The organism is Ruegeria sp. YTSC325 (assembly GCF_059609525.1).
In genome coordinates this window covers 26,229-48,487 of the sequence record NZ_JBXWLY010000020.1, presented here as the reverse complement: position 1 = coordinate 48,487, position 22,259 = coordinate 26,229, and the positions used below count along the sequence as shown (strand labels likewise).

The window sequence follows — 22,259 nt, the reverse complement described above, 5'->3', positions numbered from 1 at the left end:
GCTGATGCGCTCAGAACCCCTCCCCGAACTTGTCGTTCACGAGGGTTTCCAACGCGTCGGCCAACGCCTCAGCATCCGGTCCGGACGTCTCGACGTCAATAGTCGTTCCGCGCGACGCTGCCAACATCAAAAGACCCATAATACTGTCGCCTGACGCTGAAAGCCCGTCTTTTGACACTTCGGCCTGTGCATCGAACCCCTCGACCACTTCAACCAACTTAGCCGAGGCGCGCGCGTGCAGGCCCTTTTCATTAACTATTTTCAAGCTTCGGGTGGTCATTCTTAGTCGGTCCGCTCTTGGTCAAAGGTCACGTTTTGCGCATTGATATACTTGCGCCCAGCTTCCATCGCCTGCCGCACCGCGTCGCCAATTGGCAAGTGGCGGGATTTAGCCAGTTTGATCAACATAGGCAGATTTGCACCGTAAAGGATACGTCGGTCATGAGGTGCACAGGCGCGCAAGCTGAGATTCGACGGGCTGCCGCCGAAAAGATCTGTCACGACAACGACGCCATCGCCAACATCAACGCTGTCGGCGGCAGCACAGATTTCTGCCTGCTTGGCCTCGCGGTCATGGTCCGCTTCGATCGAAATCGCCGCAAGGCCAGGTTGCTTTCCCACGACATGCTGCATGGCCGCAAGATATTCCTGCGCCAACCCACCATGTGCTACGAGTACGATCCCGATCAATCCGGCCTCACATTCAACGATCGACGTTCCATTTCGCGATGCCTAATTGCCACCTGCTGCCCCCCTTCCGCAAGAGCCTTTGCAACCGCTTCCGCTGTGGCGACCGATCTGTGCTGACCGCCCGTACACCCGAATGCAACGGACAGATGCGCTTTTCCTTCGGCACGATAGGCCGGAAGCAGGATTAAAAGCAGATCGACCACGCGTTCAAAAAACGGCGCATAATTTCCGTCTGATTGAACGTAGCGCGCCACGTCCGGGTTTCGACCGTCTTCGCCCCGCAGGTCTGGCTGCCAGTATGGGTTAGCGAGGAAACGGCAATCAAATACCATGTCCAGACCACGGGGTAACCCGCGTTTATACGAAAACGACTCGACCGATACAGCTAGATGTCGGCCTCCCTGTGGCGCGAACCAACGTTCGACCTCTTGCCGCAGCTGGTGCACGTTGAGCGGGCTGGTATCAATTAGCGTGTCAGCAATCTCTCGGATCGGCGCCAGCAACTCTTTTTCCTGCATCACCCCGGTTTCAGGGCTGGCATTCGCCGCGACTGGATGGCGCCGTCGCGTTTCAGAGAACCGACGTAGCAAGACCTCATCGCTACAATCGAGATACAAGGTGGCCAGGTCGACATCAGCCATACGGCGCAGTTTCGCGGCTAGTTCGATAAAACCAATTGTCGAGAAATCCCGATTTCTTGCATCCAGCCCCAAAGCCATGGGCCGCTCGCGCGCCGGTCCTTCCAGCAAGCGAAGCAATAGGCCCATCGGTAAATTGTCTATGGCTTCAAAACCCAAATCTTCGAGCACCCGAATAGCGGTGGATCTCCCCGCACCAGAAGGTCCGGTCACCAGAACTATCCGTTGTTGTGTCATGCGTTCGGCCATTCTGGACCCACTCGCCCCATTTTCAAAAGCTGCATAAGAGCTGCTGACAAATTGGGGGCAGCCGCTGCCCGTAGCAAGGGAACAGTTTGCCTCAGGGCGAGAACAGTTGCGTGTTCGGGCAGGCGCGCGTGCTCGGGCGTATCTAGATCAACAACATAACGAAGTGGGACGGGCCCGACCGGAACAGCTTGCAGAAGGCCAATACCACGGGCCTCGATTATGCCGCTAATATTGGGGGCGGTATCCGCTAATACAGCTCCGCTCTTCATGCGTAGACTGACGCGGTCGTCTGCAACCAACCCGGCGCCCGCCGCCATCATCTGCAACCCAAGCGCGGATTTCCCTGAACCGGACGCGCCAATGATCAAGATACCGCGCCCGTCGACCGCAACGCAGGTGGCGTGAACAACTGCAGAATCCAGATTTTCAACGGCCGACAGCGTGGTGTCCGGCATGACCTATACGGGCAACCCGACGACGAACCGGGCGCCCAGCGGATCCGAGGTGATGTCCGCTTCGGTCGGTCGAATGTTTTCGGCCCAGATAACGCCGCCATGTGCTTCGACAATCTGCTTGGAAATCGCCAAACCAAGGCCCGAGTTGTTCCCGAAATGCTCGGCCGGGCGTTGGGAATAGAAGCGCTTGAACACCTTCGTCAGTGCCTGTTCCGGGATGCCGGGACCGGTGTCTTCAACCACAATCAAGACCCGGTTTTCGCGCTGGCGGACCCAGACACGTATCGCATCGCTGTCCTCGCAGAAAGAAATCGCATTGGTGATTAAGTTGACAAAGACCTGTGCAAGGCGTGCTTCGAGACCGTGGATCACGATCGGTTGACTCGGCATATCCGTGATGTAATCGATGCCTTTTTCGCGCGCGTCCTCGCCCAAATACTGGCCGATGTTGCCCAGTAGCTTGAGCAAATCGAACGGCTGCTCTTCTTCCTTGACCAGTTCGGCATCAAGACGCGATGCATTTGAGATATCGCTGACCAGACGATCCAACCGCCGCACATCGTGCTCGATCACACCCAGCAGTTTGTCCCTCTGGTCTTCGCGTTTGACCATACGCAGGGTGCCAACTGCGGATTGCAGGCTGGCCAAAGGATTCTTGATCTCGTGTGACACATCGGCGGCGAACTGTTCATTTGCGTCAATGCGGTTGTAAAGCGCCGTGACCATGCCTCGCAATGCCCGGCTAAGACGCCCTATTTCATCCGGCCGCGCACTGAGGTCAGGGATACGGATACGGCCAGGGTTCATACCTGTGCCACGGTCTCTGCCCGTCTCTGCAGCAGAGGCCAAATCCGCCAATGGGTTTGCAATGGTCGAGGCCAAAACAAGGCTTAACCCGATGGAGACAAGCAAGGCGACCACGAACATCTGTAGAATACGCTCTTGCTCACGTCGCGCCAGAGCGTCAATTTCGCCTGCGGGGCCCGTTATCGCAACAGCCCCGACTGGTACTCCGTCCTGCAGGATCGGCGTAGCCGCAACAACAACCGTCTCGCGTTGTTCGTCCTTTACCGCCTGAACCTGTGTTGCGCCATCAAGCGCTGAGGGGACAATAGCCTGAACCCGCTGCGCCAAAGTGGGTGCCGTGCTGGGATCGTAATTCGTGAAAACGCGGGTCAGACCGTTCCACACCGCATTCAATGCGTCGCTGATCAGCGTGCTGCCTGTCTGAACCTCGGCATCAGTTCGCAGCAGCACGGCCATTGTGGATGATGAAGCCTCACCGCGCGTCCAACCGATAAGAGTGCCGGACATGTCATACACAAAAACTTCGCCACCCGGCGGCAGGCTCAGACCGGCCAAAGTGTCTTCAACGTCCAATTGACTGGCATCTTGCGACGGTTGATCGCCGGTTTGACGCAACCGTGTTTCAAAGACGTTGCTGACCAGTTGCGCGTTTCCGACGATATTTCGCGCAGTCTGCTGAACTTGTTCCTCACGAGAATCGTCCAAGTACAACAGTCCGGTTACCAGAATAACCAAGGCCACCAAGTTGATAGTAACGATTTTGCGCGCCAGCGGGGACTCACGCAAGGCGAACAGATTTCGGCGACGCCGCGATGCGCGCAGCTCGCCTGATTCTCCGTCCTGTGGAATGACCCAATCATCCCCCAGAACGACATCGCCATCCTTGAATTCGCTGGCTTGTTCCGTATCGCGCACGAGACCCAACTACCCTTTCAGATTGGCGTTCTTATTCTTCGTTGTACCGGTAACCAATGCCATAGAGCGTTTCGATGGCCGAAAACTCTGAATCAGCGGCGCGCATTTTCTTGCGCAGACGCTTGATGTGGCTGTCAATGGTCCGATCGTCCACATAGACCTGATCGTCATAGGCCACGTCCATCAGTTGATCGCGGCTTTTGACAAAGCCTGGTCGCTGTGCCAACGCCTGCAGCAACAGGAACTCGGTCACTGTCAGGGACACGTCTTCTCCCTTCCAGCTGACCGCATGGCGCAGAGGATCCATCCGCAGTTCTCCGCGTTCCATAACCTTAGCGTCGCCAGTATTGGCGACAGTCGCGTCACCTGAAGTGGCTTCCTGTCGGCGCAGCAATGCCCGGATACGCTCGACCAGCAAACGCTGCGAGAAAGGCTTTTTCACATAATCATCCGCGCCCATGCGAAGGCCAAGAACCTCGTCAATCTCGTCATCTTTCGAGGTCAGGAAAATCACCGGCATCTGGGTCTTCTGCCGCAGGCGCTGCAACAGATCCATGCCGTCCATACGCGGCATCTTGATATCCAGCACAGCCATGTCAGGCAGTTTCTTGTTGAAGGCGTCTAGCGCGGCCTGCCCGTCATTATATGTTTCAACCTCAAAACCTTCGGCTTCGAGAGTCATGGATACGGACGTCAGAATGTTTCTGTCGTCATCCACCAATGCAATCTTTGACATCGGGTTAACCCCTATTCCTGCTCACTCATGCAATTTATCGCTTATTAGTATGGCATTTCTGGCGTTTTTAAGGCCGCGAATCAATCCGTAACTGCGAATCGTGCGATTGTTGTCACATAGATGCAGCAAAAAAGCCGTTAATGTTGCCGGAAAGGCGCTTTGATTTCCGACAGGAAATTTGTGATGGCGCTAAACTTGGGCTTGGTTGCGCTAACTGCGTCAAACCCTCCTGTTCATGTCCCGAATGACCGTGGTAAGACGCGGCCATCCGCCGGTTTTTCCCGGCTAATTGCCCAATGGCGCATCCGGCCCAACCGCCAACGCGCCGCCACACGGAGAAGACACACATGACATCTGGACGGGTTAACCCGCAATTCCGCCTCGAGGATCAGGGCATCGAGGGTCTGGGAAATGTCTATTACAACTTCATGGAACCGGCGCTGATCGAAGAGGCGCTGAAGCGCGGCGAAGGCACTCTGGGCAATGGCGGAGCCTTTTTGGTTACCACCGGCAAGTTCACCGGCCGCTCGCCCAAGGACAAACACGTCGTGCGCACTGACAGCGTTGCAGACCATATTTGGTGGGAAAACAACGCCGAGATGAGCCCCGAGGGCTTTGACGCGCTGTATCAGGACATGCTGGCCCACATGAAAGGCCGCGACTACTTCGTGCAGGATCTGGTTGGCGGAGCCGACCCGGCCTATTCGATCAACGTGCGCATGGTTACCGAACTAGCTTGGCACAATCTGTTCATCCGTCACCTGCTGCGACGCCCGGATCGTGAAGATCTGAACGAGTTCATCGCCGATTTCACCGTCATCAACTGCCCCAGCTTCAAGGCCGACCCGGCTAAGCACGGCTGCCGGTCTGAGACGGTGATCGCGATGAACTTCGACCGCAAGATGATCCTGATCGGCGGCACCGAGTATGCAGGCGAGAACAAGAAATCTGTCTTTACTCTGCTGAACTACATGCTGCCGGAAAAAGGCGTGATGCCGATGCACTGCTCGGCCAACCATGCGGTTGGTAACCCGGTCGACACCGCCGTCTTCTTTGGCCTGTCCGGCACTGGCAAGACAACCCTGTCCGCTGACCCGGCCCGCACTTTGATCGGCGATGATGAGCATGGCTGGTCCGATCGCGGCACCTTTAACTTCGAAGGTGGCTGTTATGCCAAGACGATCAACCTGAACGCCGAGGCCGAGCCGGAAATCTACGCGACCACCACCAAATTTGGCACTGTGATCGAAAACATGGTGTTCGATCCCGAAACCAAGGAACTGGATTTCGAGGACGACTCCCTGACCGCGAACATGCGCTGCGCCTATCCGTTGGAGTATATCTCGAACGCGTCCAGCAGCGCACTGGGTGGCCACCCTAAGAACATCATCATGCTGACCTGTGATGCGTTCGGCGTGCTGCCTCCGATCGCGCGGCTTACCCCGGCGCAGGCGATGTATCACTTCCTGTCGGGCTTCACCTCCAAGGTTGCCGGGACCGAGCGCGGCATTACCGAACCTCAGCCCACTTTCTCGACCTGCTTTGGCGCGCCGTTCATGCCGCGTCGCCCGGAAGAGTACGGCAACCTGTTGCGCGACAAGATCGCCCAGCACGGCGCGACCTGCTGGCTGGTCAACACCGGTTGGACCGGTGGCGCCTATGGTGTGGGCAGCCGGATGCCGATCCGCGCGACCCGTGCACTGCTGACAGCTGCGCTGGACGGATCGCTGCGGGATGCCGAGTTCCGCAAAGATGCCAATTTCGGCTTTGACGTACCGGTTTCGGTGCCCGGCGTGGCCGAAGTCCTTTTGGACCCGCGCCGCACCTGGGATGATCAGGCGGCCTTCGACAAGCAGGCTGAAAAACTGGTGCAGATGTTCGCCGAGAACTTTGAACAGTACCTTCCGTTCATCGACGAAGACATCAAAGCCGTAGCAATCGGTTAATCGAAAAAAGGGGGCGAAATCGCAAGCCCTTGCAGCTAAATGTTGACGATATCCCACCCAGCGGTTAGCCTGCTGGGTGTTTTCGTTTAATATTAAGGGGATGCCGCTTGCCTGACCTGTCAGATCTCTCGCAAAAAGTTGCGAGGCTAGAGCGGTATCGCTTGCCTCGACTTGTTGGCGGTTATTCAATCAACTTTTGTCGTAACCCAGTTTGCGAATTGTTCGGTGTTCTACCCGACCGCAAGGATGGCCGAGGTCGACGTTCCCAACCAGGTTCGAACATCGGACGAGGCCGCGTAATCGGCTCTGGGGATGAACGAACCTTTGTTTGTCCCGCTTGCAACCGATCCAGCATCGTAAAATCCAACAAGGCCGTGTTCGAAGAGTATGCGAGACTATCTCGACTGCATAGGAGAACAAAACGTGAAAGTTGTCCAACTGCTGCATGTATCAATCATGGGGCGACGATTTCACTAATGCCTAGCCGCTACAGAAAGTTTGGCAAGACCGCAAAAGGCGACCCGAGGTTTCAATGTAAAGCTTGCAAGAAAACCTTCTCCTTGGGTAAGTCGAGCAGACGTCATTTCCGCAGCGATCTGAACGGGAAAGTTCTCAGGAGTATTGTTAATGGAATGACGATCTCTGCGATTTGCCGGACACTTGATGTCCAGCCGGCAGAAGTTTACCGCAAGATCGACTTTATTCATAAGCAGTGCCAGGCCTTTGCTGCCGAACGAGAAAGGCTTTTACCAAGTGCCATTGCGGGCCAATCACCCTACTTCGCCACTGATACGCAAATTCTTCAGGTAAATTGGCCGGACAGGGGAGTTCGAAAGGCTGTTGACGTTCGCCATATCTGTACCGTCGCGCGTGACAGTAATTACGTGGTCGCCTCTACAACAGATGTAGATCCCGACGTTCAGCCAGCGGCAATTGAGAAGGTCATGGAAATTGTAGGTGACTTAGAAAAGCCCCGCTCAATGAGAAAAAATGCGAGGGTCTGGTTTGCGACTGAATACTTAAAAAATCTGCGTGATAAGCATGATGCTTTGAACAAGTCCCGAGGCGGGATGGAGAAGGGAACCTTCACAGCATCCGAGGAAGATGTGAAGCTTCTGGAGAAAGCAGCAAGGGTGAGACAGGACGCAGCTGAATTCGCCCATATCATGCTGGTCAAGAAAAAGCTGGGGAGCAAGTATGCAAAGTTGAATTTTTCAACTGACCGTGATGCTGGCCTTTCTGCTGCATATGCAGCTGTATTTGCAAAGGAAGTAAAGGCCAAGCGTGTCAGAATTGCGGATATCGCAATTACGAAATATCTGGTGACGGACCAGCGAAAGGCGTTGGTCGCAGAAGGAAACAAGGAATACAGCAGACTTCAGAGAGCTCTTGATCGCTCAAACGTCGTTCTGGGTACAGGCGATCCGGTGTCACCCAGGAAGCAAGATGGTGTCATGGAAGTTTTAGTGCGCTCCTTATTGCAGCAACGCCCGCCAGAGGACTATCTGCACGAATTGATGAATTATTTCGGCGAGCGAGAAAGCAGGGATGAGGGGCTGTTATATCCGTTCCATTTCATCAATGAACCTGAGAAGCGAATAATCTTCAAAACGAACCCAAACGACTTGAATTATACTCAAATCGCCCAGTTCGCTGTGAGGTCCGGAACTCATCCCGTTGATATGTATCATGCGCGGGCCAGAACGAAGATCATGGGATTTGAACGTGGTTTGGTGTCTTCAGGGCGCAGTCGGCTTTGGTATTATAAGCAATATTACAACCCCGTCATGGTCTCTAAAATGGTCGATATCCTGAGGTTTGCCCACAACTATACCAACCTCATGAACAAAACAAAGGATACACCAGCGATGAAGATTGGGATCGCCAAGGGATTTGTTTATGAGCGAGACCTATTTGCGTTTTAGTACGTCAAGCTGCCCAGTTTTATAAGTAGCGAAATGCCATAGACTTCGATTGGGTTACCGCGACTGGTATCTACAAACTGACTGCGCTAGTGGCTTTCAACCGTGTGCAGAACTCTTAAATGGCACCAGAGCTTACTTTCGCTGTACCATGTTCATTCGGCCTATTCACTCCCCTTGCAATTGTTCGAGGCCTGGTCGGAACAAGATTGAAGTAAGTCACATGAATTTCGAGAGTGTCGAAAAGCTTGGTTCAACTACTGCGAAAGCAGAACTAAATTTTTGACCAGTTTTCTAAAATGTAGATGCTTGAACAAGTGCCCATTCTGCTGAGAACTCTGTTGTGTTCTCCTATTTCGATGTCGCGCTGATACTGACGATTGTTCAAACGGTTATCTTGCCCTGAGAAGAGTTTGAGAAGGGCTTTCACCAAACAATTCACGATAAGTCTTTGCGAAACGTCCAAAGCTTACAAATCCGTATTTCAGTGCGGCCTGCTTGACAGATTGAGGTGGGTCAGAAGGATCTGACAGCCACTCTTTAGCGCCAGTCAGTCGCAACTTATAAATGAACTGCATAGGTGTAATTCCATAAACTCCTTCAAACGCTTGATATAAGGTGGTTCTTCCTACTCCGGCGCCTTCACACAGAGTAGCCAAATTAACATCTTCATATCTGGTCTTTCGCGCGAATTGGAGAGCTCGACCCACAGTCTTAAAATCGCGGCTTGGAAGCAAATTCTTGTAGGCCTTCTTAGGCACGCATTCGAGAAGAAATTCGCCTAGAAAGGAAAACATATCTTTTTCATGTGTTGGTGGCATGAACAAACCGCCAGTGAAGTCTCTATGGAATTTAGTGACGGAAAACATGCGTGTTATGCGGGATTTAAGTTGGTGTAGTTGAATGTCGTGGAGTTGCAGTAGCACGTGGTTCGGGTCGATCTCGATGAAATTGGATCCAGCAATGCGGTGAATCGCTTCGATCAACCGCGTTCTGCGTATTGCAAGCATAATGGATGTACGGTTGCTAGCGCTGGTAGTGAACTCAACTCTGCCATCAAGCAGGAACACATCTCCTGGTGCTGCTTCCCAACCATCCAGTTTGTAGGTTCCTTGCCAAGTGATTGGCAGGACAAGCCCGACCCAGTCTTTTGCAGCGAGCATTCTCCAAACTGTATTGGCATCACATTTGACCTTTGAGAGGACAGCGTCGGCGCCAAATACCATCTCTGCACGCAACCCAAGCGGCCCACCACCCAGTTGAACCAACTCGGTCTCTCTGACCGGGAAGTCATTCATATAGGTGTGAAAAGTCGTTTTAGGTGACCACATTGCAATCAAAAATCTTTCAGACTCTCTGCGGTTATTCTGAAGAGTGTAATTCACGAACTTTAGTTGTCCCAACATTAATGCAAACTCGAAGTCGCAAAAATTTTAAGCAACGGAAGAATCGAACACTGAATCCTCTTTGATGAGAGCATCTTTCGTGGAAGCATCGCTAATTAAGCGGGTTAAAACCATTTAAATGCAGGAACTTAAGCAACTTTCTCCGAGGGCTTACGAGAGCTCGGTTCTCACGACCATTGGAGCAAATAGGTAAAGAAAAGGCGGGGGAGTTCCCCTGATGGGAGGCAAGAATGAACAAGAAACCATTAATTTCAGCAATTGGGCTTTCTCTTCTGTTAGCGCCATTTGCTTACGCCCAATCCTTTGACATCGTAATCAAAAATGGCCGCGTAATGGACCCCGAAACGGGTTTCGACGCTACGGCCAATGTTGGAATCAACAACGGCTTTGTTACTGAAATAAGCACTGACAACTTGGAAGGCATTAGAGAGATTGATGCGTCCGGACATGTGGTTGCGCCTGGGTTCATAGATTATCATTCACACGGTCAGGACCTATTTGCCCAACGCCTATATGCTCGTGATGGCGTAACAACTCCCATGGATTTGGAAATCGGTCAGTATCCGATAAACAGCTACTACGACTATTGGGACGGAAAATCGATTGTAAACTACGGCGCCAACGTATCCCACGCTTTCGCCAGATTGGCTGTTCTGGATGGATTGGACCCCGGGGGAAGGGTTTTTTACGAAGGTTCGGCCACGCGCGCGATGGATGATGGTCAGCAGTGGAAAACGAAGCTGTATGATCCCCTGGACGAGGCCGCAATTTTGGAGGCGGTCGAAGAAGGATTGCAGCAGGGTGGTATCGGGATTGCATACCCGATTGGGTACTACACCGTTGTTGGAAGTCCGGAGGTCATGGCCGTTACTTCTCTAGCGGCAAAGTACGATCTCCCGATAACAACACACGTTCGGTATCTCTCTCAAATTCCACCCAGCGGCTTCATGGGTATTACCGAAATGCTGACAATTGCCAGGGAAAACAACGTTCCGCTGCTGGTTCACCACGTTCCAAGCAATTGCCTTGGCTTGACAGAGAAGTGTTTGGATTTAATCGACAACGCACGTGCGCAAGGGCAGGAGGTCATCGGTGAATTCTATCCGTATAATTACGCAGGAACCTACGTGGATGCAGACTACAACAAGCCCGGATATAAGGAGCGATTGGGCGTTGAAGCGTCAGACTACATTGTAACAGAAACTGGAGAGCCGCTGACCGACGAAGAGTTTGATCGACTGCGGACGGAAGCGCCTGAAACACAATTGCTAATGTACACAATGAAAGACGAGTACATCATGGAGGCGATGACCAGGCCTGGTGTAATCGTTGGTTCAGACGCGATGCCCTACATAGTCGACGGCGGGCTGAATGGTGATTTCGAGACGCCTTACGGTGCGGGCGCCGGGCACGCTCGGGGTGCTGGTACTCATGCAAAAGTACTCCGCATGGCGCAGGAAACTGGCGCCATCTCGCTGATGGACGCGCTTTCTAAGATGACCTACGAGCCAGCGGCTTTTCTGGAAGACCACGTCCCGCAGATGAAACTTCGCGGGCGCATTCAGGAGGGCTCAGTCGCGGATATTACAATTTTCGATCCGGAAAACGTGACCGATAATTCCGGGCCGGAAAACGGAAAAAACTCTCTCCCATCGTCAGGTATTCCCTATGTGATAGTCAATGGCACCATCGTTGTGGACGACTCAGTGGTTCAGAATGTCTCGGCCGGCGTACCGATTAGAGGCAAGGTGAGCCAGTAGCCATAGCCGGTATACCCGACTCAAAACAACAAATGTCACACCTCATCAAGCTCCATGGCGCCGCTTAACCGAAAAATCTTTGACCGGTAGAGAGCCCTCCAAATCAAGGAGAACATCATGACTTGCAACAGATTATTCGGAGCAATTTTTTACACGGCCTCGATCTTTGGAGCCACAGCGAACGCGCAAGATAGCTCTGTACTCATTACGAATGTTGATGTTTTTGATGGCGTAAATGAAACGCTCATAGAAGATGTGAACGTCCTCATCGACGGCAATATTATCTCAAAGATTTCGCAAGAAGAACTTTCGGCAAACGACGGCCTGGTTGTTGAGGGCAATGGGCACACTCTGATGCCCGGCATCATTGAGGGACACTCTCACTTAGCTTTGTCTGGGGTTACGTTCGCTGACGTGCTTTTCGAGTTGCCAGGTTACCAATCCATACGTTCGGTCGATACGGCTCGAGACATGCTGATGAATGGTGTGACCACAGCACGCGATATGGCCGGTGAGGTTTTTAGCCTCAAGCGTGCGATTGACGAAGGTTCTATTGTCGGACCTCGTATTTACCCGTCAGGTTCAATGATATCTCAAACAAGCGGCCACTCGGATTTCAGAGTTAGGAACGAGCGCAACCCATTGCTGGGTGGAGAACCGCCAATCACTGACTTAACGGGAAACAGTACACTGGTAGATGGTGTCCCAAAGGTGCTCGCCGCGACACGCGAACAACTGCGGCTTGGAGCATCACAGGTCAAACTTGCTATTGGCGGCTCAGTTAGCGGACCCAACGACCCATTAGACACAACGCAGTTTACGTTTGAAGAAATCCAAGCAGCTACAGCAGCCGCGGAAAACTGGGGAACTTACGTTACCGTACACGGCTACACTCCTCGAGCCGTTAATCAAGCAATTGATGCCGGAATCAAGGTGGTCGAGCATGGTCAACTTCTCGACAAGCCAACGTTGGAGAGGATGGCTAAAGATGGGATCTGGCTAAGTATTCAACCGTTTACGCTATGCAGCGAGCCTGGACTGAATGATGCACAGAACGCAAAACAAGCTATTGTGTGCCAAGGTACGGGATCAGTCTATGAGTGGATCAAGGGGCTTCCTGAACTAAAGGTTGTTCACGGAACCGACATCTTTATCAGCCCTGGGCCGGGAATTGGTGTCAGCGAGCAGGTCGAACAGATGGAACGGCTTCTGGACTGGTTTACACCCTACGAAATACTGAAAATGTCGACCGGTAACTTTACAGAGTTGCTCCAGCTTTCCGGGCCAAGAAACCCATACCCAGGAGTGATCGGGCGCGTTGAAGAAGGCGCGTTGGCAGACTTGTTGCTAGTCGACGGCAACCCTCTCGAAGACCTAAGCGCAGTGACGGATCGCGAAAACATCAAAATCATCATGAAAGACGGGGTGATCTACAAAAACACTCTTGAGTGAAGATGTTGTACGCAATCGGAAGGGATGAAAAGTGAATTTTCTCGAACCCAAAAGTCTATCACAACTTACACTATCTATCCTCGCCGCAGCGACACTTACAGCATCCACGGCAGCAGCTGAGGAAGATTGGCAATGGGGTGCCCAACTCTACTTCTGGGGAGCGTCCGTTGGAGGAGAAACCACAACTGGTGGCAATGTCGATATCAGCATAGACAAGATTATCGAGGACCTGAATTTTGGTGTCATGGGCACTCTCGTCGCGCGAAACGACCGATTTTCTTTGATAGCTGACGTCATCTATCTTGATGTAGATGAGTCTGATAGCACTTCCGTCAACTTGGGTGGAGTAAGTGTTCCAGTTACTGCGGATATTGGTCTCAAAGGCTTCATAACCACGCTAGGAGCCGGCTACCGCGTGCTTGAGACTAGTGGTGGGTCTCTTGATATCACCGGTGGTGCAAGGGCCTTGTATTTAGATGGCGACGTGAGTGTTAGTGGACTTGGCGCTCCAATCGCCGAGTCGGAATCTGGCACAAACTGGGATGCGGTGATTGGCTTCAGAGGTGAGACAAATATCAATGAGGATTGGTATTTCAGCTACTACGCAGACATCGGCACCGGCGACAGTGATCTAACGTGGCAAGCAGCGGCAGCCATTAACTACAGGTTAAATTCCGTCGACCTAACCGTCGGCTACCGATACTTGGACTGGGACTTAGGCGAATTTGGACCTTTCAGTGAAGTTACTCTTTCCGGCGCATTTTTGGGAGTAAAAGTACCTTTCTAAAGTTGCGGTACGTAAAAGTTGAGCCCCGCAAAACTCGAATGCTTCGACTTAAGTTTCTGAACTGAAGGGAATAGCCGCATGCCAAGATTCTCGATGCGCGGAGCCGCAATGGCTTTTCTTACATTCGCTTTCTTATTTGCAGCAGTGCCGTTGCTGGCCGCAGAAGATAACCTTGCTTCGTGGGATGACCTTGTGCCCTCGGTAGAGCCTTATGACGACCCGTTTCTGGAAATGAAGTACGAGCATAAGTCCGACCTGCGGAAAATTCTGCTTGACCAAATTGCCAAGGAACAAGGCCAAAATAACCCAAAAGCTAGCAAAGCAGCCGAGCAGGCCCGCAAAAGGTTAGATGCAGCTGGGCTCAATGCCGACCAGCTTTTGGAACAGCGTCTAGTTGTCATGGAGCGGCGCGAAGAAGAATCAACGGGTGTGACCACCAGACTCCTAGGTGCTGAACTGACTTTGGACGGCTATGCGCTGCCGCTGTCTGTCACGGCGGGAAAAGTTTATGAATTCCTTCTGGTGCCTTGGATAGGCGCTTGTATCCACACTCCGCCTCCACTGCCAAACCAGATCGTCCATGTGTCGGTCCCAAAAGGTTTGATTCTAGAAAACCGTTTTCAAAGTATTCGTTTGTCCGGCGTTCTGCGGCACGAGCCTGGGGTACATCAACTGTTCCTCGTCGACGGATCTACTGACATCCCTGTGTCATACAGTATGGCAAACGTCACAATATCTGGTACGCCGCAGAATATCGTTGCATCATCAATGTCGGATCTGCCTGTTCTGGACCGCGCGCAGGTATGGGTAAACAGCCTTTTCACAACGGCCATGACGTCTATCCGGAACAGAGACACAACCGGGGCATTGTTTGCAGCCTTATTTCTCGCCTTCGGATACGGTGCTTTACACACCTTGGGCCCGGGGCACGGGAAAGCTGTCGTTATTTCCTATTTTGTCGGCTCTGGCGGTAGCCTGCGACGCGGACTCGTGATGGGCTTCCGTATAGCAATAATTCACGTTTTTTCGGCCGTGGTAGTTGTATTCTTGTTGGATTTCGCCGTACGTCAAACCACTGGCGCAGCACCTTCAGACTATCGAGCCATTCGCCTAATCAGTTACGGGCTAATTATTGCGATTGGTATGTTCATGCTATGGAAAACGCTTTCAGCGATGCGGCTTGCGTTGAAAGCTGGGGATCACGGAGCCCCGACACATGATCACGGTCACCACGATCACCATGTTCACGGATGCGCCGCCTGCGCCGCGAGCGCCGATCCAGCGGGCAGTGGTTGGATCGCGGTTGCTGTCGGTATTGTGCCGTGCACCGGCGCTTTAATTGTCATGCTTTTTGGGCTTGCAAACGATTTAATCCTACCAGCAATTCTGATGGTTTGCGCGATATCACTCGGCATGGCTATGGCAATGTCAGCCATTGGCATTGCTGCCCTTTGGGGCCGCAGCTGGGCCTATGGCCGCTTTGACATGACGGATAGGCGGCGACAAACGTTCGAAATGAGTGCGCGCTTGGTAGGTGCCATGTGTGTTCTTGCAATCGGCGTGACCCTATTCTGGATCAACTACAAGCATTCACCCGCTGCGACTTTGCCTCAAGCAGAGTTGGCTTCAAGCTCTTATTAGCGAGAGTTTTTGTAAATTGACGACAGCAGGTTTACTCGCCCCGCTTCTATTAATCTTGATCTGGCGAGCGGTACGTCGAGCTAGAAGAATTCAACATGTTCTGACAGCTCACCTGTGGATTTACCCAATTTGGAGAAAAAGCGTTCCACACATATTTGCTCTTGGTATCAAAATGAAGCGAACTAGCAGTTTTTTTTCAGTCACAGACACCATGAAACGATTTGGTACTGTCAAACTTGAGAGTTCGCAGACCAGGGACCTGTCGAAAGCAACATGTAACCTTGAGCTAAGCAGTCGGCTAAAATCCTTTTTCGTGGCTTCAATTTTGGTGATTTTACCTTCAACCCTGTGGGCCTTGGATCCGGCTAACCGAGCCGTGAGGATTACTGATGATGTAGCAACTGACTCCGACGTGGGCGTTCGAAGTGGAGATTTTATAGCCGCACCTATTCCGTTTTCGAACGAAACGATAGGAAGTGGCGCAACACTTGGCGCTGGATACCTATTTGCCCTCCCAGGATCAAAGACTTCCGGTATTGGTGCCGGATACTTCGGAACGAATGAGGGATCCTCGGGATATGGAATCGGAGGAACGGTTAACTTCAATCAAGGGAGATGGACTGTAGGTGCAATTTATGTAGATGCCGATTTGAATTACGATCTACCGATATCCGGCAGCTTTGAACTACCTTTAACGCAGTCAGTTGATGGTTATGCCATTCGTATGGAGTATGGTTTCACAGACACGACCAAAATCGGGTTTGGATATGCTTTTGCGGATTCTCAGTTGTCACTCAACTCCGATTTCATCCGCCAACTCCCAGATTTTCTCCAACCCGATTTGCATATCCTATTGAAAAGGCTGACATTCGATGTTGTGCACGACACAAGGGACGATACATTTTATCCAAGTTCAGGACTGTTGGTGACCGGCAACTTCTCGTATGGCGATGTTACAGACAAAATTCTCAATGATAGACTGACAATAAGTGACAGAAACTACGGCAAAGGTGTCTTGTCTTTGGCGTCCTACAATCCGGTGGGACGGAAAGGCGTTATCGCTTGGCGGGCGGTAATGTGCGGTGCAGCTAAAGAAGCTCCATTCTTTGATGGGTGTGGTGTCGGGTTTGTCGACGGGTTGAGGGGGTTTTCTGCATTTGATGCTCTCGCTGACTGGTCGACATCCGCACAGATCGAATACCGTGGCCGCCTCTCTCAGCGTTTCGGATATGTCTTGTTCGCAGGAGCAGGTGGCGGTGGATCAGGTTTGGATTCCTTGTCATTTGACCGAGGTGGTGCCGGGTATGGTGCAGGCTTGCGATATCGGTTGTCGAAGCAGAACAGGCTCGACTACTCTATCGACTACGCCTTCAATGACGATGGTGATGGCTTACTCTATCTATATATCGGCCAGCGTTTCTGAGACGAAAATGAAATCTGGGGCAAATGAGAAATTGTTTCAAGTAAACGGCTTTAACTGTCTTGGCTCTTGCTCCAAAAATTGGTTCCCGCCCGTGTCATCGCAAAAGCCAAGGTAAGCTTAGAAGATTCCGATGTCTAATCCATCCGATGTTTTGACGGCAGAGTCACCACAACTCCTCCTCGCCTTTGCGGCCGTCGTTTTTCTTCTTGTTTGGCGGCTTGCGTTGCTAAGCCCACACATTCGAAATTTCGCGCGCGTTCATCTTTGGCCAGCAGCCATACTCGACATGTTCCTCCTGCCAGCTGGGGCACTTGGACTTTATGAGTTAACTGCCGCCCTGTCAGAAATCGGTGAGTCATTCTACTGGACGCGACATGTCCTGACACTATCCGAACTCCTAGTGTACCTCGCTGTCGCATCCAGTCTCGCAAGGCTGGTTGAAACCTGGGTTCGATATCACACGTACAGTGGCCACTCTGGCCAACACTCGCATCTTACACTGACAATTCTCTATGCACTCTTTTGGCTCATCGGCGTTTTGGTCTTTCTTGCAGTCAAGGATATAGCGCCAACCGAGCTGTATTTGTCGACAGGGGCTGTTGCCGCAGTTTGCGCTTTTGCAATGCAACAAACTCTTAGTGACTTTTTTGCCGGGATAGCCGTGGGAATGGAACGGTCTTTCAAAATCGGCGATTGGCTGCGGTTCGATGATGGAACGGAAGGCAAAGTCATCGACATCAATTGGCGCTCTACCCAGTTGAGAGGATGGAGCGGAGGAACTTATGTCATTCCAAATGGACAGCTGTCACGACAGCGTTTTTTGAACCTTCACGGTCAAAACAGCCCATATGCGGAAGTGTTCGAAGTACAAATTTCCAGCAAAGCAGACCCTACCACCATAGTTAATCTGCTTTCGGATGCGGTTGGAAAGTGTAGCACGGTCATGAAATCACCACAGCCGTCAATTCGCTTGAAGAACGGATCAAGCCAGCCCTACATCTACTATGCATGGGTATTTTTCCCTAACTATCCCAGCATGTTCCAAGGCCGGGAGGAGTTGTACACAAACATCCATGAAGCGCTGCTGAACGCCGGATTGGAAGTATCTGCGGATGTTTACGAAATCAAGAGCAACAAAGTATCGAACAAAGACTAATCGTTCTCCCGCAGCACCTTTTGTTATTCATCCGATCTTCGAACACTCGAATACACTTAGCAGTTCCACCGCTTTTTGTCGGATGTCAGGAACGGCGTCGCTAGATTGGTGTTAGACGGGTCATGTGTGGCTTCGTGCATAATCCCCCTCTAAGCGAATTTCGGACACGCAGCCGTTCAGGCAAAGGACCGGATCTAAAACCAGCTAAAGAGCGGAATTAACATTGATTTTGGGTGAGCTGGATGGCGTTAAAATTTCGGATTTAACCTTGAAACAGAAATGGGAGGTCACTTTGACCTCCCATCAACATTTTACCACAAGGCCTTGGCGAAATCGCCCCCTTTTCTTTAAAGAGTCTCACTACATCGTGATCGCGCATAAGTTGTATATTGCAAAATGTGAATGCAATTGCGTTGCTCGAAGTGTCGATCTGAGGTATCTCGGCATGTCAGAAATATGACAAAACCCGACGCTCTCGCGTCGGGTGAGAAGTGAAAAGACCTATGGGATGCTCAAGCGCACACTCACAAACGCGATTTAAGAAGCCTAATCAGATAGCTAGTGTATTCTAAAGGGGATGAGTGTCAATATGAGATTTGCCGGGTAACTCGTAAAACGGCATACCTCAGTTCGTCACCGTAAAGGGGCGGAAGACACAGAATAAGGCAGGTAACGATATGACAGAAATCTCGAAACTCACCGAACTGCGTAAATTGATGCAAAGCATGGAGCGGACGCTAGGTCTGGAACAACTCTCTCCGGTTGAGCGCGATATCTATTACGCAGCTGAGGAATTGTCGAAAAACGATCAGGAAGTTCGCACCTTTGGATTGATTGAACATACACTGGTTCAAAGCGTATCGCGCCCGACATTTTTCCGTGCACTCAAGTCCCTGGTGCAAAAGGGATACCTTTCGCAAAGCGGCAGCGCAAACCGGGGGCGGTACGTCGTTCATGCTCCCAGGTGACGCGCCAAACAGCTACGACAATGGCTGATTGTCGTGCGCAAATGGGCTTCTGAAACGTTTTTTGCCTCGTTGGCATATGTCGTGGCATCGTACCTTACATTCGAGGTTCTGATGCCCCTTCAGAACATGTTTTTTCCAGAATATCCAAGCCGGGCCAGCCTTCTGTTCTTGCCCCATGGGGTTAGGGTATTGTCTGCATGGCTATTGGGCTGGCGAGCCATTTTTGCCCTTCTTCCCGGCGTTTTCATCGTCTTTGCGGCGCTGGGGGGCAGCGACGTTTTCCTGCCCAGCCGTCTTGCCGCTATTGCAATCGCCGTTCTGACAGTACCGGCAGTCTTCTATTTGCTCAAATGGGCCGGATGGGATCTGTTTCCAAGGGCTGATCGCAAACCGTGCTGGGTCTGTGTCATGGGTGTCGGTGTGATCACCTCATTCCTTGTGGCAGGTCTGACAAATATGGCTTTTGGCAGCGCACGCGTCGAATACATTGCCTATTTGATCGGCGATATTTCAGGTCTGTTCTTCCTGATGCTGGGTTTGTATTTCGCCTTCCGCTTCGCAGATAGCCGCAGTTAACCCATCACCGCTTTACGCAGAAGGTTCAATCCTGCGATCAATAGCACCATCAAAGTCAGTTTCCGAAACCGCGCCTGGTCGATGCGCGCCTGCAGGCGCAGGCCGACCCACATCCCAAGCAGTGCGGGCAGGATCAGAATTGCCGAGAATGGTGCTGTCTCGGCCCGCAAAATACCCGAGCCCAGATGCGCAATAACCAATGCGCCTGCCCCAAGCCCGTAGATTACGCCCTGTACGCGCATTTGAACATCCTTGGGCGTATTCAACGCTGTCAGATAAGCGACCGTCGGAGGCCCCCATATCCCCGACATCCCCCCCACGAAACCGGCTACGGCTCCAATCGCAGCCTCAACTCGGGTCGAGGTCTTTTCGAGGGTCAGTTTCCACCCGGCGATCTGAATCACAGCAAAGACCGAGACCGGAATGCCGATCATCAACAGAAACACCGTCTCGGGCACGAAGCGGACCAGTTGTGCCCCAGCTAACAAAAACACGAGGCCAACCAACAGAAAAACGCGAAACTGCCGTATGGCATCGATCGCGGCCGGAACCCCTTCGCGAAATGCCTGCACGCCATTTGTGGCCAACGTAGGCAGGATCAATCCCGCCAGCGCCAGTTGCGGCGACAGGAAAACACTAAGTCCAGAGACAAGCACCATGGGCATGGCAAAACCGACCATCCCTTTGACCCAACCCGCCGCAAAAGCGACGGCAAGGGCAAACAGAATTTCCGACGGTGACACAACGGAGAACAGGGTCATGCGCCTGTGATATCACTCCTGAAAAATTCTGCATCGCAAAACTGCGCAAGAAATTTTTGAACTATTTCGCAACGTAATTCGTATTTTTGTTGCGCTGCACGTGCAGCATGGTATGACCAATCGACCCAGAAAAGGACTTGATTCATGGCCCATGACGGACAGGATATGACCCAGATGACAGCATCCGCGATTTTGCCCGACCTTCTGACACTGACCCGCGCCGCAGTCCCGGCAGTCGAAGCTGTGTTCGACCGCGCGCGTGAATCTGTACGCCAGATGGTGACTGTCGAGGGTCGCGTGTCCGGTGCGTTGATCGAAGCCAACCAAACGGCCGCTCATGGCCTCGCGTGGCTGGCCACCTACAGTCAGTCGCTGCAACAGATGCAGCGTTGGGCCGAGACGTTGGATCGTGATGGCAAGTTTGGTGAAATCGAACAGCTGCTGCATCAAATCGCGTTCGGCGAATATCTGTGGCAGGTCTATGGCGGCATCCAAATGAATCAGGGTGAAATCGTTCGCCTGCAGGATCTTGGCCTCAGCCAAGATGATATGCGCGCGTTGATGATCCCTGAGGTGATGACTCTGACCCAAGGCGGCAATACACAAGCCGCCCGCAGCCGCCTTGTAGAATTGATGGAAGATCAATCCGGTGCCACAATGTTTGGTGCATCCGGTCTGGACGAAGAACTGGAAATGATCCGCGACCAGTTCCGCCGCTATGCGGTCGAAAAGGTCGAACCGCACGCCCATGAGTGGCACCTGAAAGATGAGCTGATCCCGATGGAAATCATCGAGGAACTGGCTGAGATGGGCGTCTTTGGCCTGACCATTCCCGAAGAATTCGGCGGGTTCGGCCTGTCCAAAGCCTCGATGTGTGTGGTGTCCGAGGAACTGTCGCGCGGCTATATTGGCGTGGGTTCGTTGGGCACCCGGTCCGAGATCGCGGCCGAGCTGATCATCGCCGGCGGCACGGACGAGCAAAAGGCCAACTGGCTGCCAAAACTCGCGAACGCTGAGATTCTGCCCACCGCCGTGTTCACCGAGCCCAACACCGGATCGGACCTTGGCAGCTTGCGCACCCGCGCGGTCAAGAACGCCGACGGCGATTATGAGATCACCGGCAACAAGACCTGGATCACACACGCGGCCCGCACCCATGTGATGACCCTGCTGGCCCGCACCAACCCCGACAGCTCTGACCACCGCGGGTTGTCGATGTTCCTGGCCGAGAAAACTCCCGGCACCGACGAGGCCCCCTTCCCCACCCCCGGCATGACCGGCGGCGAGATCGAGGTTCTGGGCTATCGCGGCATGAAAGAATACGAACTGGGCTTTGACGGTTTCAAGGTCAAAGGTGAGAACCTGCTGGGCGGCGAAGAAGGCAAAGGCTTTAAACAGCTGATGGAGACCTTCGAATCTGCCCGCATTCAGACCGCTGCCCGCGCCATCGGCGTGGCGCAAAGCGCGCTGGATATCGCCATGCAATACGCGCAGGATCGCAAGCAGTTCGGCAAGTCGCTGATCAACTTTCCCCGCGTCTCGGGCAAGCTGGCGATGATGGCGGTCGAGATTATGATTGCGCGCCAGCTGACCTATTTCAGCGCGTGGGAAAAGGACAACGGACATCGCTGCGATCTTGAGGCCGGCATGGCCAAGCTGCTGGGTGCACGGGTTGCGTGGGCTGCTGCGGATAATGGCCTGCAGATCCACGGCGGCAACGGGTTTGCGCTGGAATACAAGATCAGCCGCGTTCTGTGTGATGCGCGCATCCTGAACATTTTCGAAGGGGCTGCCGAAATTCAGGCACAGGTCATCGCTCGGCGTTTGCTGGGTTGATCTGATAGGTAGCCCTGTTTCCCCAACTTGACCCGGCGCGCGCGCCGGGTCTTTTTTTGCTAATGACATAGGCCCAGTTTCGCCAACGCCCGGAATTTCTCACTACCACGATGCCTTGAATACGGTTACATCAGC

The 22,259-nt window shown here is 52.7% G+C and carries 19 protein-coding genes; 11 read left to right on the top strand and 8 right to left on the bottom strand.

The features are described 5' to 3' along the window. Positions 1-10 precede the first annotated feature (10 nt). The 6 genes from AC2FF7_RS20715 to AC2FF7_RS20690 are packed head-to-tail and all read right to left on the bottom strand — an operon-like array spanning position 11 to position 4,490. Positions 11-280 carry an HPr family phosphocarrier protein gene (locus AC2FF7_RS20715; protein ID WP_170356715.1) on the bottom strand — a complete coding sequence of 90 codons (270 nt, stop codon included), beginning with the start codon at positions 278-280 and terminating at the stop codon, positions 11-13. Between the two features lie 2 nt (positions 281-282). After that, the gene (locus tag AC2FF7_RS20710; RefSeq protein WP_170356716.1) at positions 283-690 is read right to left on the bottom strand and encodes a PTS sugar transporter subunit IIA; all 408 of its coding nucleotides are present in this window, start codon (positions 688-690) and stop codon (positions 283-285) included. Further along, a complete protein-coding gene (gene rapZ / locus AC2FF7_RS20705) occupies positions 687-1,565 on the bottom strand; it encodes an RNase adapter RapZ (RefSeq protein ID WP_234899570.1) in 879 nt (292 codons plus the stop codon). Before rapZ ends, AC2FF7_RS20710 begins: the two co-directional genes overlap by 4 nt. Next, positions 1,562-2,032 (bottom strand): HPr kinase/phosphorylase, encoded by a 471-nt coding sequence (locus AC2FF7_RS20700; RefSeq protein ID WP_480870321.1) that lies wholly within the window; start codon positions 2,030-2,032, stop codon positions 1,562-1,564. Before AC2FF7_RS20700 ends, rapZ begins: the two co-directional genes overlap by 4 nt. A 3-nt stretch (positions 2,033-2,035) precedes the next feature. Next, a complete protein-coding gene (locus tag AC2FF7_RS20695; RefSeq protein ID WP_170356718.1) occupies positions 2,036-3,754 on the bottom strand; it encodes an ATP-binding protein in 1,719 nt (572 codons plus the stop codon). Positions 3,755-3,785: 31 nt separating this feature from the next. Then, the gene (locus AC2FF7_RS20690) at positions 3,786-4,490 is read right to left on the bottom strand and encodes a response regulator transcription factor (protein WP_170356719.1); all 705 of its coding nucleotides are present in this window, start codon (positions 4,488-4,490) and stop codon (positions 3,786-3,788) included. A gap of 347 nt (positions 4,491-4,837) precedes the next feature. Between AC2FF7_RS20690 and AC2FF7_RS20685 the strand changes: the two genes are divergently transcribed. Beyond that, positions 4,838-6,436, top strand: coding sequence for a phosphoenolpyruvate carboxykinase (locus tag AC2FF7_RS20685; RefSeq protein ID WP_480870325.1), 1,599 nt, complete (start codon positions 4,838-4,840; stop codon positions 6,434-6,436). A gap of 632 nt (positions 6,437-7,068) precedes the next feature. Next, positions 7,069-8,361: a hypothetical protein gene (locus tag AC2FF7_RS20680; protein WP_496906257.1), complete on the top strand. Its 1,293-nt coding sequence runs from the start codon at positions 7,069-7,071 to the stop codon at positions 8,359-8,361. Between the two features lie 389 nt (positions 8,362-8,750). Here AC2FF7_RS20680 and AC2FF7_RS20675 read toward each other — a convergent pair whose 3' ends face one another. Continuing rightward, positions 8,751-9,743, bottom strand: a complete 993-nt coding sequence (locus AC2FF7_RS20675) for an AraC family transcriptional regulator (RefSeq protein WP_496906256.1) — start codon at positions 9,741-9,743, stop codon at positions 8,751-8,753. A 251-nt stretch (positions 9,744-9,994) separates the two neighbouring features. Here AC2FF7_RS20675 and AC2FF7_RS20670 point away from each other — a divergent pair, with 251 nt between their 5' ends. From AC2FF7_RS20670 to AC2FF7_RS20635, 8 genes are all read left to right on the top strand, one after another. Then, positions 9,995-11,524 (top strand): amidohydrolase family protein, encoded by a 1,530-nt coding sequence (locus AC2FF7_RS20670; RefSeq protein ID WP_496906255.1) that lies wholly within the window; start codon positions 9,995-9,997, stop codon positions 11,522-11,524. A gap of 117 nt (positions 11,525-11,641) precedes the next feature. Continuing rightward, a complete protein-coding gene (locus AC2FF7_RS20665) occupies positions 11,642-12,976 on the top strand; it encodes a metal-dependent hydrolase family protein (RefSeq protein ID WP_496906254.1) in 1,335 nt (444 codons plus the stop codon). Between the two features lie 31 nt (positions 12,977-13,007). Continuing rightward, positions 13,008-13,763: a DUF481 domain-containing protein gene (locus AC2FF7_RS20660; RefSeq protein WP_496906253.1), complete on the top strand. Its 756-nt coding sequence runs from the start codon at positions 13,008-13,010 to the stop codon at positions 13,761-13,763. A gap of 108 nt (positions 13,764-13,871) precedes the next feature. After that, the gene (locus AC2FF7_RS20655) at positions 13,872-15,404 is read left to right on the top strand and encodes a HoxN/HupN/NixA family nickel/cobalt transporter (protein WP_496906252.1); all 1,533 of its coding nucleotides are present in this window, start codon (positions 13,872-13,874) and stop codon (positions 15,402-15,404) included. Positions 15,405-15,615: 211 nt separating this feature from the next. Next, a complete protein-coding gene (locus tag AC2FF7_RS20650) occupies positions 15,616-16,827 on the top strand; it encodes a BamA/TamA family outer membrane protein (RefSeq protein WP_496906251.1) in 1,212 nt (403 codons plus the stop codon). Positions 16,828-16,957: 130 nt separating this feature from the next. Then, positions 16,958-17,983 carry a mechanosensitive ion channel family protein gene (locus tag AC2FF7_RS20645; RefSeq protein WP_496906250.1) on the top strand — a complete coding sequence of 342 codons (1,026 nt, stop codon included), beginning with the start codon at positions 16,958-16,960 and terminating at the stop codon, positions 17,981-17,983. Positions 17,984-18,660: 677 nt separating this feature from the next. Further along, positions 18,661-18,951, top strand: a complete 291-nt coding sequence (locus AC2FF7_RS20640) for a hypothetical protein (RefSeq protein WP_170356721.1) — start codon at positions 18,661-18,663, stop codon at positions 18,949-18,951. Positions 18,952-19,062: 111 nt separating this feature from the next. Then, positions 19,063-19,527 carry a hypothetical protein gene (locus AC2FF7_RS20635; RefSeq protein ID WP_247742659.1) on the top strand — a complete coding sequence of 155 codons (465 nt, stop codon included), beginning with the start codon at positions 19,063-19,065 and terminating at the stop codon, positions 19,525-19,527. On the opposite strand, the gene AC2FF7_RS20630 is transcribed toward AC2FF7_RS20635, so the two are convergent. Further along, the gene (locus AC2FF7_RS20630; protein WP_480870329.1) at positions 19,524-20,288 is read right to left on the bottom strand and encodes a sulfite exporter TauE/SafE family protein; all 765 of its coding nucleotides are present in this window, start codon (positions 20,286-20,288) and stop codon (positions 19,524-19,526) included. The genes AC2FF7_RS20635 and AC2FF7_RS20630 overlap by 4 nt on opposite strands. 144 nt (positions 20,289-20,432) lie before the next feature. Between AC2FF7_RS20630 and AC2FF7_RS20625 the strand changes: the two genes are divergently transcribed. After that, positions 20,433-22,124, top strand: a complete 1,692-nt coding sequence (locus AC2FF7_RS20625) for an acyl-CoA dehydrogenase family protein (RefSeq protein ID WP_496906249.1) — start codon at positions 20,433-20,435, stop codon at positions 22,122-22,124. The last annotated feature ends 135 nt before the right edge of the window (positions 22,125-22,259 follow it).